We start from the raw sequence: 10,458 nt of genomic DNA, 5'->3' as shown, positions 1-10,458 counted from the left end.
TTTCGCTCACTTTGGGTTCCGAGCGCCCATTGCAGCCCCGTGTTCCCGCGCATTCGCATGGTAGAATCCAGCCAGCTGGTTCCCATCGCGTCGCATCCGGAGGTCGGGCGGCTATGCAGTATCGAATCGATCCGAAAACCGGGGCGCGCATCTCGGCGCTCGGCCTGGGGTGCATGCGCTTCCCGCGCACGCCGCTCGGGACGCCCGACGCCTCCGCGGCCCGCGCCATCATCTCCCGCGCGGTCGAGCTCGGCGTGAACTACCTCGATACCGCCTACCTCTACCCGGGCAACGAGGCCTGCGTGGGCGCCGCGCTCGAGGAGCTCGGCCTGCGCGAGCGGGTGCTCCTCGCCACCAAGCTGCCCCATGCCTCGTGTCGCGCCCCGGAGGACTTCGATCGCTTCTTCCAGACGCAGCTCAAGCGCCTGCGCACCGACCGGATCGACTACTACCTGCTGCACAACGTAACGGGCTTCGAGCAGTGGGAGCGGCTGCGCGCGCTCGGGATCGAGGCGTGGATCGCACGGCAGAAGGCCGCGGGGCGCGTGGGCGCGATCGGCTTCTCCTACCACGGCAGCGCGGGCGATTTCCCGCGCCTGCTCGACGCGTTCGACTGGGATTTCTGCCAGATCCAGTACAACTACGCGAACGAGACCTACCAGGCGGGCACGGCGGGGCTGCACGCCGCGGCCGAGCGCGGGCTCGCCGTCTTCGTCATGGAACCGCTGCTCGGCGGCCGTCTGGCCGACAAGCTGCCGGACGCGGCGCGCCGCGTGCTGGACGCCGCGGGGAGCAAGCGTCTTACGACCCCTGCCGCCTGGGGGCTTTCCTGGGTGTGGAACCATCCGGGGGTGACGATGCTGCTCTCGGGCATGGCGTCGCCCGCGATGGTGGAGGAGAACGCCGCGGTCGCCGAGGGCGCGCTCCCCGGTTCGATGACGCCCGCGGAGCTCGACGCCATCGCGCGCGTGCTCGCGGTCTTCGAGCGCTCGAACCGCGTGCCCTGCACGGGCTGCAACTACTGCATGCCCTGTCCCAAGGGCGTGAACATCCCGGGGTGCTTCGCGGCGTACAACGCGTCGTACGCGCATGGCTGGTTCACGGGGATCTCGCAGTACATGACGGCGTCGGCCATCCGCACGGGATCGCCCAAGCTCGCCTCGGCGTGCGTCTCGTGCGGGGCATGCGCGCGGAAGTGCCCGCAGCACATCGACATCCCCGCGCGCCTCGTCGACGCGCGCCGCCGCCTCACGCCCGGGCCCATCGGCGCGGTGCTCGACGCGCTGGCGCGGAGGTAGGCCATGCTGCACATCGGATGCCATCTCTCGATCGCGAAGGGCTACGCGGCGATGGGCGCGACGGCGTGCTCCATCGGTGCGGACACCTTCGCCTTCTTCACACGCAACCCGCGGGGCGGGTCGGTGCGCGCCATCGACGAGGCGGACGTCGCGCGCCTGCGCGCCCTGCTCGACGAGCACGCCTTCGCCCCGCTCGTGGCGCATGCGCCCTACACGTACAACCCCTGCTCGGCCAAGGAGCGGGCGCGGGAGTTCGCGCGCGAGGCCATGCGCGAGGACCTCGAGCGCATGGAGCTCCTGCCGGGGATGTTCTACAACTTCCATCCCGGCGCGCACGTGGGGCAGGGCGCGGAGCGCGGCATCGAGCTCATCGCGGAGACGCTCTGCGAGGTGATGTTCGAAGGCCAGCGCACATGCGTGCTGCTCGAGACCATGGCGGGGAAGGGCACGGAGGTGGGCGGACGCTTCGAGGAGCTCCGCGCGATCATCGACGCCGTGGGCGCGGCGCGGCCGGAGCTCGCGGGGTTTCTAGGCGTGTGCCTCGACACCTGCCACGTGCACGACGCGGGCTACGACATCGTGCACGACCTCGACGGCGTGCTCGACGAATTCGACCGCGTCGTGGGGCTCGAGCGGCTGCATGCCATCCACCTCAACGACTCGAAGAACCCCTGCGGCGCGCGCAAGGACCGGCACGCGCGCATCGGCGAGGGGTATCTGGGCTCTGCGGAGCTGGGTGGCGGGCTCGCGGTCTTCGAGCGCATCGTGCGCCATCCCGCCCTGCGCGACCTGCCGTTCATCTTGGAGACGCCGAACGAGCTTCCGGGGTACGCGGCCGAGATCTCGCTGCTGCGCGGGCTCGCCGGCTGAGGGCGGCCGCTTTACGGGAGCAGCCCCGCGCGCCGCTTCGCCGCAAGGATGCGCCGCACGCTCTCGTCCACGCGCTCCCCGCTGAGCGACCCGGTGCGTACGGCGTCGAGAACGCCCTGGTAGGCGAGGTGCAGGTCGGATGGCATGAGCAGGAGGTCGCCGCCCGCCGCGAAGAAGCGCGCCGCCGCCTCGCCGGGTGCGAAGCGCTCGGTGATGGCGCCCATGTCGAACGCGTCCGACACGATGACGCCCTCGAACCCCAGCTCGCCGCGGAGCACGTCGCCCATCATCGTCGGTGAGAGCGAGGCGGGCAGGCCGTCGCCCGCGAAGTTCGGGGTCTCGATGTGGCCCACCATCACGAGCGGGCAGCCCGCCTCGATCGCCGCGCGGAACGGCGCGAGCTCGCACGCCTCGATCTCCGCGCGGGTGCGCTCGGCGTAGACGGCGCCGGTGTGGGAGTCGCCCGCCGTGTCGCCGTGCCCGGGGAAATGCTTCGCGCACGGCAGGATCCCGGCGTCGAGCATGGCCGCGACCTCCGCAGCGACCATCTCGGCCACGAGGTCCGGGTCGCTTCCGAACGAGCGCGCGCCGATAGCGGTGTTATCGGGGTTCGTGAGCACGTCGGCGACGGGCGCGAAGTCGAGGTTGAAGCCGATCTCGCGCAGGTAGGTCCCGATCGCGCGGCCGACCTCTGCCGCCCGCGCGGCGTCCCCCGTCGCGCCGATCTCGGCCATGTCGGGGAAGCGCTCGACGTCGAAGAGGCCGGAGTTCGCGACGCGCGCCACGAGCGACCCGCCCTCCTCGTCGACGCCGAGCAGCGGCGGGACGCCCGCGCCGGCGCCCCGCGCGAGCCGGTCCGTGCCATCGAGCAGGGCGCGCACCTGGTCGGCGCCCTGCAGGTTCTTCGAGAAGTAGGCAAGGCCGCCCACGGGAAGCTCCGCGAGCGCGCGCTCGGTGAGCTCGCCCGCGACCGTCGCGGTGGAGACGCCGGTGAGCTGCTCGGGCGTGACCATGAAGAGCTGGGCGACCTTCTGCTCGAGCGTCATCGATGCCAAGAGCGCGTTCACGGCGTCGACGGGTTCGTCCCGCGCGGAGCCCTGGCCGCCCGCAGCGCCGCTCCCCGCGGATCCCGCCTGTCCGTCGCCGCCCGGCGCGGGCGCATCGCAGGCGGCAAGGCCGGCGAGCGAGCCCGCGGCGCAGCCGAGGGCGGCCAGCGCCGCGCGGCGCGAGACGGATGTGGGTCGCATCGGGTTCACCCCCTCGGTGCGAGGCGGCCGCACGGTCTAGAGGGCGCTGCTGTAGATGGCGCGCGCGTCCTCGAGCGTGAGGCGCTTGAAGCTGCCGAACACCTCGCCGCGGTTGATCTTGAGGCCGGCGAGCATCTGGTCGATGTCGCCCTCCTTCACGCCGAACTCGCCGAGCGTGCGCGGCATGCCGAGCGACACGAAGAAGTCCTGCAGCTCGTCGATGGTGGCGGTCACGGCGTCGCGCACGGCCTCCTCGGAGTCGTCGATGGGCTCGATGTCGAAGACGCCCTGCGCGAAGGTGAGGAAGCGCTCCGGGTGCTCTTGCCACACGTAGCGCATCCACGCGGGGAAGATCACCGCGAGGCCGGCGCCGTGGGTGATGGCGGTGTCGAGGGCGGAGAGCTCGTGCTCCAGGCCGTGGCAGGTCCAGTCGCCGTCGCGGCCGCCCGGGATGTTCACGCCGCAGCCGGCGAGGCCGTTGTGCGCGAGGGTGCCCGCCCACATGATGTTGGCGCGCGCGTCGTAGTCGCACGGGTCCTCGAAGACGCGCGGCGCCTCGTCCATGACGGCGCGGATGACGCCGCAGGCGATGTTGTCGGTCACGGGCGCGCCGGGCTCACCCGAGAAGAAGCGCTCCATGATGTGTGCGATCATGTCGGTCACGCCGGCGGCCGTCTGGTACGGTGGCAGCGTGAAGGTGAGCGCGGGGTCCATGATGGCGAGGACGGGGCGGTTGAGGTTCGTGTTGAGGCCGCACTTGAGGTGCTCGGCGTCGTTGCTGATCACGGCCGAATCGGACGCCTCGGAGCCCGAGGCGGGGATGGTGGGCACGGCGACCACGGGGATGCGGCCCTTAGGCGCGGCGCGCTTCGAGAAGAGGTCCCAGACGTCGCCCTCGTACACGGTGCCGAGCGCGATGGCCTTCGCCGCGTCCATGGTCGACCCGCCGCCCACGGGCAGCAGTACATCGACGTCCTCGGCGCGCGCGATCTCGATGCCCGCGCGCACGGAGGAGACCTCGGGGTTGGGGCGCACGCCGCCGAGCTCGACGTGGGCGACGCCCGCCGCATCGAGTGACGCCTTCACGCGGTCGAGCGTGCCGGTGCGCACGACGGAGCCCCCGCCGTAGACGATGAACGCGCGGCCGAAGCCCGCAGCGGCGAGCTCCTGGCCGGTGCGGTCGATGGCGTCGCGGCCGAAGACGATCCGGGTGGGGGAGTAGAAGGTGAAGTCGTTCACGTGGGTCTCCTATCTGTGCGCTTCCGCATCGGTTGGTCGGGTGCCGGGCGTTGCGCGGGAGCGCGGGCTTCCACGGCGGTCGCCGGCACGGCGGCCGGGGCGCTCGGGCGCCCCGCACCATCGTATCGCGCCCCGGCGCAAAATGAAACGGCGGCGGCGCCGCGCCGGCGAGCGGCGGCGCCTTGGGCTATCATCGACGGCGACACGAGCGCGCGACCCTGAGAGGACGAGGTTTCATGCAGCCTATCAAGTTGATTCTGAGCGACATCGACGGCACCATCATGCCCCGGGGCCGGGACCACGTTTCCGAGCGGACGCGGCTGGCCTTCCACGCCGCCCTCGATGCGGGGATCGTCGCGGGCGTGGCGAGCGGGCGCGCCGTCACCCAGATCCCGCCCTTCTTCTCCGGCGACGCCGCCTGCTGCGCGACCTGCATCACCACGAACGGGCTCGCGATTTACCATGACGGCGAGCGCATCGCCTACGGCATGCCGTCCCGGGCGGCGCTCGAGCGCCTGATGGACGTGCTCGGGGACGTCCCGCGCGCCGGCCTCGTGGCGTTCGAGGGGTCGCAGCCCTACCTGTGCTGCGGCGAGCGCGCGGACATGGCGCCGGTCGTGCACGATTACGCGCAGGTCGCGATCGAGAGCGCGGGCCTGCCCGATTTCGAGATCCAGAAGGCGAACGTCTTCGTGGACGGCGACATGGCCCAGACCGTCGCGCTGTGCGCGCAGCTGAACGACGCCTTCGAGGAGCTCGACTTCGACGTGCCCATGCGCGGCTTTCTGAACATCATGCCCGCGGGGTGGAACAAGGGGTCCGCGGTGTGCAGGCTCTGCGAGCACCTGGGCATCTCCACCGAGGAGGTCGCGGTGTTCGGCGACGCGGGCAACGACCTTGCCATGTTCGAGGTCGTGGGGCATCCCGTCGCCGTGGCGGGCGCGACGCCCGAGGCGGCCGCGGCGGCGCGCTGGCATATCGGTCGGTGCGAGGACGATGCCGTCGCCCAGGCCATCGAGGCGCTCGCCGCCGGGTCGTGGCCGTTTTCCGCGTGATGCGCTGCCGGGCGGCGCCGGCGTCTCGGCCGGCGGGGGAGCGCCCGCGCGCCGCGAGCCGTCCGCGCCCCGCGGCGCGCTCACGAGACGATCTCGAGTTCCTTGATGTCGTCGAGCGGGATGCGCGTCTTCACGAGCGTGAGCTCGCGCTCGATAAGGTCGATGCGTGCCACGCAGCCGGTGAGCGTCGCGTAGGCGTCCCCGTCGTAGTAGACGGCGCGCACGACCTGCCCGCGCCGGATGCGCGCCACCGTGCGCGAGAGCGCGAGCGCCTCCTCGTCGGTGAGCTCGTGGCGGGGCTCGGGCACGCGCTCCTGCCGCCGGATGAGCTCGTAGTAGCCCCGCAGCGCCGCGAAGGGCATGAACTGGGCGGCGCGGTCGGCGCGCGCGTGCCCGTTCGCGCGGGTCGCGGGCGGCTTCGTCACATCGTTCCCGTCATGCATGGTGGCCTCCCACCTGTTCGTTGCGCTCGCGGCCGGTCGCCTTCTCGGTGAGGCTCGTGCCGCGCAGGAGCGCGTTCTTGCCGAACTTCCCCTTCACGGCGAGCACCGCCTTCTGCAGGTCGCGCTCGCGCCCCTCCGCCTCGACGTCGGTGAAGAGGTCGACGGTCGCGAACTCCTCGGGCATGAGGTTGCCGAGGCCGATCGAGAGCCGCCGCACGCGCCGCGCGCGGTCGACGGTCTCGTCCCAGAGCCCGTCGAAGGCCGCCATGAGCTTGTGGTAGGAATTGGTGCGGAACGGCAGCTTGCGCGAGCCGCCGCCGTGCCCGCCGCCCCGTCCGCGCCCGAGGCGCCGCGTCCCGTGCTCACCGACGAAGACGTCGCCCGCGCGCCCGCCCCCCGTCGTCCCGCTGCCATTCGCCCCCTCGCGCTCCCATTCGTATCCCACCGAGAGCGAGATGTGCCCGCACACCTCGTGCCGGTCCACGAGCTCCAGGGCCGATGCGTCCACCATCTCCTTCAAGATCGTGCGGGCGTCCTCGAACGCGTAGCCCTCCGGCAGCACCTGGCCGTTCACGTACGAGGACGACGCGGGCGCGTACGCCTGGATGTCGGCGATGGTGGTGGGCTCGCGTCCGAAGGCGTGGTCGATGAGGTACTCGGCGTTCACCCCGAACTCGCGGTAGAGGATGGACGCATCGAGCGCGGCGACCCCCATGAGGTCGTGGACGCCGTACTTCTGGAGCCGCGCGGCGATGCCCGGGCCGATGCCCCAGATGTCGGTGATCGGCCGGTGCGGCCAGATGGTGCGGCGGAACGACTCCTCGTCGAGCATGCCGATGCCGTCGTCCGCGTGCTTCGCGTCGATATCGAGGGCGACCTTGGCGAGGAAGAGGTTCGGCCCGATGCCGGCTGTGGCGGAGATGCGCGTGCGGTCGAAGACGGCGGCGCGCAGCCGTTCGGCGAACGCGCGCGCGTCGAGGCCGTAGAGTCTGAGGTAGGGCGTGGCGTCGATGAAGCACTCGTCGATGGAATAGGGGTGGATGTCCTGCGGGCTCACGTACTCGAGGTAGATGCCGTAGATCTGGGCGGAGACCTCCATGTAGTGGCGCATGCGCGGCCGCGCCTTGATGTAGCGGATGCCGGGCGGGATGTCGAACACGCGGCAGCGGTTGCGCACGCCGAGCGCCTTCATGGCGGGCGTCACGGCGAGGCAGATGGTGCTCTCGCCCCGGGCGGGGTCGGCGACCACGAGGTTTGTCGTGAAGGGGTCGAGCCCGCGGTCGGCGCACTCGACGCTCGCGTAGAACGTCTTGAGGTCGATGCATAGGTAGGTGCGCTCGTCGTCCGTCCCCGGCGCGGGGCCCGCGGGTGCGCCCTCGAACGGTGTTCGCCTGTCGTCCATCGAGCCTCCCCGCTTCCGATCCGTTGCCGCGCGGGCGCGTGCCGCGCCGTCCCGTCGCTGTCAAGTATAGCAAATAATACGGACATATGTTCGATAGTTGGGAGAGGGGAGCGCGCCGGCGCGGAGCTGGGGCGCGCGAGCGGGAGCCCTCCGTATGTTGCCGGGCGGTTTCCGGTGCGTGTTCGGCGCGTGTCGAGTGGGTCTCGGGGGCGTTTCGAGTTGTTTTCCCGTTTGATGCGAGCTGTTTTCACCTTGTTTACCTGCGAAAAAGTGAAGCTGGCGGCGTTCGGTGGGCGCATACCATAGCCGAAGCGGCCGGTCGCGCGCCATGCGGGCGCCGGATCGGGCGGGGCGCTGTTCCCGCCGCCGGGCTCAGGCGATGGCCCGTCCACAGGACGGGGCGGGGCCGGTCGGTTGTGCGCGCCGCACGCGCGGCGCCCGGTACAAGGAGGTACGCCATGGGAACGACGAATCGCTTCGAGCAGCAGCCGAACGCGCGCGAGGTCTCGCGCCGCATGTTCTTGAAGGCGATGGGCGCCCTCGTTGCGGTGCCCGTCGCGACGAGCCTCGCGGGGTGCGGGGGCCAGCGGGCGAGCGAGGCGGGGTCTGCCACCGGGAGCGCGGGGGATGCGACATCCACGCTCACGTTCGCCCAGGCGGCCGAGCCCTCGTCGCTCGACCCGGCGCTCATCTCGGACATCGCCTCGAGCAACGTCACGAATCAGATCTATGAGAACCTCGTGCGCTTCAACGAGGACTGTTCCGAGATCATCCCCTGGCTCGCCGAGGACTACACCATCTCGGATGACGGCCTCACCTACACCTTCACCCTGCACCAGGGTGTGAAGTTCCACGACGGGACCGACTTTAACGCCGAGGCGGTCAAGCGCTCCGTGAGCCGCCAGCTCGAGCCCGACCGCCTCGACTCCATGCCGTACGCCTCGTTCAACTTCGGTTCCGAGGAGACGGGGACTGGCGTGGCGAGCATCGAGTGTCCGGACGACTACACCGTGGTCTTCACCCTGCGCGCCGTGTCGACCCCGTTCATCAAGAACCTCGCGATGCAGCTGAGCTCGCCCATCGTCTCGCCCACGGCGCTCGACACCTACGACAACGACCTCTCGGAGCATCCGGTGGGCACGGGCCCCTACGCGTTCCGTTCCTGGGACCGCAGCCAGAACCTCGTGCTTGAGGCCTTCGACGACTATTGGAACGACGATAACGCGGCGAAGATGGACACGGTCGTGTTCCGCTTCATCGCCGAGACCTCGAGCCGCGTGACGGCGCTCGGCAACGGCGAGGTCGACATTATCGAGGGCGTCGACATGGCGACGGCCGACACGGTCGAGTCCTCGGGCAAGTCGATCCTCACCTCGGAGGGCATGAACATCAACTACATCGCGATGCGCACGGATGTCGGCGCGACGAGCGATGTCGCGGTGCGACGCGCCGTGCGCCAGGCCATCGATACCGAGGCGCTCGTGCAGGCGCTCTACGGCGACTACGCGACGGTGGCGAACTCGTTTATGCCGGTGTGGATGGCACCGTATGACAAGGACATCGAGCAGCTCCCGTACGACCCGGACGCGGCGCGCGCGGCATTCGCGGAGCGCGGCATCACGGAGCTCACCATGCTCACGTACTCCTCGCAGCGCGACTACAACGCCGCTGGCGGCCGCGAGCTCGCCGAGAGCATCCAGGGGTATCTGGAGGATGCCGGCGTGAGCCTCACCGTCAACTCCTACGATTGGACGACGTTTCTGGCGCGCCGCGAGATCGAGGCCTGGGATCTGTGCGCCGCGGGGTGGATCGGCGATAACGGGGACCCGGACAACTTTATGAACCTGTTCTCCGACACCGAGCCGAGCATCAACGTCTCGCGCTTCGCGGACGATGAGTACACCGAGCTCATCCACGAGGGCACCGCGACGCCCGAAGGGCCGGATCGCGATGCCATCTATCAGCGGTGCGAGGAGATCGTCGCCGACCAAGTGCCCGTCATCGTGATTTCGCACGCGCAGAAGCTCATCGGGTACGACCCGTCGGTCAAGGGGCTCATCTGTCCGCAGGTGGGCACGTACGACCTCTGCAAGGTCTCGAAGGAATAGCTTCGCTTGGCGTCCGCGTTTGGGGAGGCGCGGGCGCCGACGCTGCGTTGAGGGGAACGGGGGAGCACATGGCGGTTACGTGGAGCGGCCACGAGGGCGTCGAGACGACGGGCGCGCTCGTCGAGGTGGAGGATGCGCCCGATGCGCGCGATGCCGACGTCGCCGCGCTCGGCATGGCGCTGCCGCCGGCGGTGGCGCGCGCCAAGGATGCGGGCTACCTCGCCCAGGCGGCCGCGCTCTGCCGCGACGGCATCGCGGAGGACCCGGCCTCGCCGCTCGTGCCGCGGCTGCGCCTCGAGTGGCATCGGCTCGCGCACCTGGCGCATGAGTACCGCCTGCCGCTCGGGGACGCGGTGGGCGCCCTGCGCGCCGCCGGCGCCGACGTCTCGTTCGACGATGTCTGCGCCCTTGCGGCGCGCGGCCGCATCGACGTGCGTTTCATAGCGGGCACGCCCTGCACGCTCCCGCACTTCATCGACACGCTGCGCATCTATGCGGACGAGGTGCCCGGGCTCGAGCCGGAGCCGGGCGTGGCCGCCGAGCTCGCCGCCTGCCGCGCCGTCCGCGACGAGATGCGCGCCGCGGGCGGCGCCGCTCGGAGCATCACGGTGCGCGCGACGCTCTCGGTCGACCGCGCGGGGGCAGATGACGACGTGCGCATCTGGCTGCCGGTCGCGGTAGCGGCGCCCCAGCTATCGCGCATCGAGGTGCTCGATGCCTCCGCGGGAGGCGCCCTTGCTGCCCCGGACGCGCCGGCACGCACCATGTCCTGGCGTCGCACGGGGCCGGCGACCTG

Annotated in this window: 8 protein-coding genes and 1 pseudogene; 5 read left to right on the top strand and 4 right to left on the bottom strand. The window is 70.9% G+C overall.

Translation table 11 applies throughout. The annotated features are described in order from the left end of the window. Positions 1-113: 113 nt before the first annotated feature. Both BN423_RS03305 and BN423_RS03300 read left to right on the top strand, forming a co-directional pair. The gene (locus BN423_RS03305) at positions 114-1,298 is read left to right on the top strand and encodes an aldo/keto reductase (protein WP_019238843.1); all 1,185 of its coding nucleotides are present in this window, start codon (positions 114-116) and stop codon (positions 1,296-1,298) included. A gap of 3 nt (positions 1,299-1,301) precedes the next feature. Next, on the top strand, positions 1,302-2,168 hold the full coding sequence (locus BN423_RS03300) for a deoxyribonuclease IV (protein WP_019238842.1): 867 nt from the start codon (positions 1,302-1,304) through the stop codon (positions 2,166-2,168). 11 nt (positions 2,169-2,179) lie between these two features. Here BN423_RS03300 and BN423_RS03295 read toward each other — a convergent pair whose 3' ends face one another. Then, positions 2,180-3,415, bottom strand: a complete 1,236-nt coding sequence (locus BN423_RS03295; protein WP_019238841.1) for a glycoside hydrolase family 3 protein — start codon at positions 3,413-3,415, stop codon at positions 2,180-2,182. Between the two features lie 36 nt (positions 3,416-3,451). Continuing rightward, positions 3,452-4,654: an iron-containing alcohol dehydrogenase gene (locus BN423_RS03290; RefSeq protein WP_019238840.1), complete on the bottom strand. Its 1,203-nt coding sequence runs from the start codon at positions 4,652-4,654 to the stop codon at positions 3,452-3,454. 236 nt (positions 4,655-4,890) lie between these two features. Here BN423_RS03290 and BN423_RS03285 point away from each other — a divergent pair, with 236 nt between their 5' ends. Continuing rightward, entirely contained in the window at positions 4,891-5,709 is an 819-nt protein-coding gene (locus BN423_RS03285; protein ID WP_019238839.1) for an HAD family hydrolase, read from the top strand. Positions 5,710-5,789: 80 nt separating this feature from the next. Here the strand turns inward: BN423_RS03285 and BN423_RS03280 are convergent, their stop codons facing one another. Both BN423_RS03280 and BN423_RS03275 read right to left on the bottom strand, forming a co-directional pair. Then, positions 5,790-6,152, bottom strand: coding sequence for a hypothetical protein (locus BN423_RS03280; RefSeq protein WP_019238838.1), 363 nt, complete (start codon positions 6,150-6,152; stop codon positions 5,790-5,792). Next, the gene (locus BN423_RS03275; protein ID WP_019238837.1) at positions 6,145-7,554 is read right to left on the bottom strand and encodes a Y-family DNA polymerase; all 1,410 of its coding nucleotides are present in this window, start codon (positions 7,552-7,554) and stop codon (positions 6,145-6,147) included. Before BN423_RS03275 ends, BN423_RS03280 begins: the two co-directional genes overlap by 8 nt. Before the next feature lie 458 nt (positions 7,555-8,012). Between BN423_RS03275 and BN423_RS03270 the strand changes: the two genes are divergently transcribed. After that, positions 8,013-9,662, top strand: coding sequence for an ABC transporter substrate-binding protein (locus BN423_RS03270; protein ID WP_019238836.1), 1,650 nt, complete (start codon positions 8,013-8,015; stop codon positions 9,660-9,662). Positions 9,663-9,730: 68 nt separating this feature from the next. Continuing rightward, positions 9,731-10,458, top strand: a pseudogene (locus tag BN423_RS10690) (hypothetical protein); the annotation flags it as partial.

Source organism: Enorma timonensis (assembly GCF_000321165.1).
Lineage (GTDB): Bacteria > Actinomycetota > Coriobacteriia > Coriobacteriales > Coriobacteriaceae > Enorma.
Note: the sequence above shows the minus strand (reverse complement) of the source record. Positions and strands in the feature narration are given on the sequence as shown.

Bases quoted from the DNA above. Each gene is read 5' to 3' on its own strand.
- BN423_RS03270 (WP_019238836.1), top strand. From the start codon at position 8,013: ATGGGAACGACGAATCGCTTCGAGCAGCAGCCGAACGCGCGCGAGGTC.
- BN423_RS03305 (WP_019238843.1), top strand. From the start codon at position 114: ATGCAGTATCGAATCGATCCGAAAACCGGGGCGCGCATCTCGGCGCTC.
- BN423_RS03280 (WP_019238838.1), bottom strand. From the start codon at position 6,152: ATGCATGACGGGAACGATGTGACGAAGCCGCCCGCGACCCGCGCGAAC.
- BN423_RS03275 (WP_019238837.1), bottom strand. From the start codon at position 7,554: ATGGACGACAGGCGAACACCGTTCGAGGGCGCACCCGCGGGCCCCGCG.
- BN423_RS03295 (WP_019238841.1), bottom strand. From the start codon at position 3,415: ATGCGACCCACATCCGTCTCGCGCCGCGCGGCGCTGGCCGCCCTCGGC.
- BN423_RS03300 (WP_019238842.1), top strand. From the start codon at position 1,302: ATGCTGCACATCGGATGCCATCTCTCGATCGCGAAGGGCTACGCGGCG.
- BN423_RS03285 (WP_019238839.1), top strand. From the start codon at position 4,891: ATGCAGCCTATCAAGTTGATTCTGAGCGACATCGACGGCACCATCATG.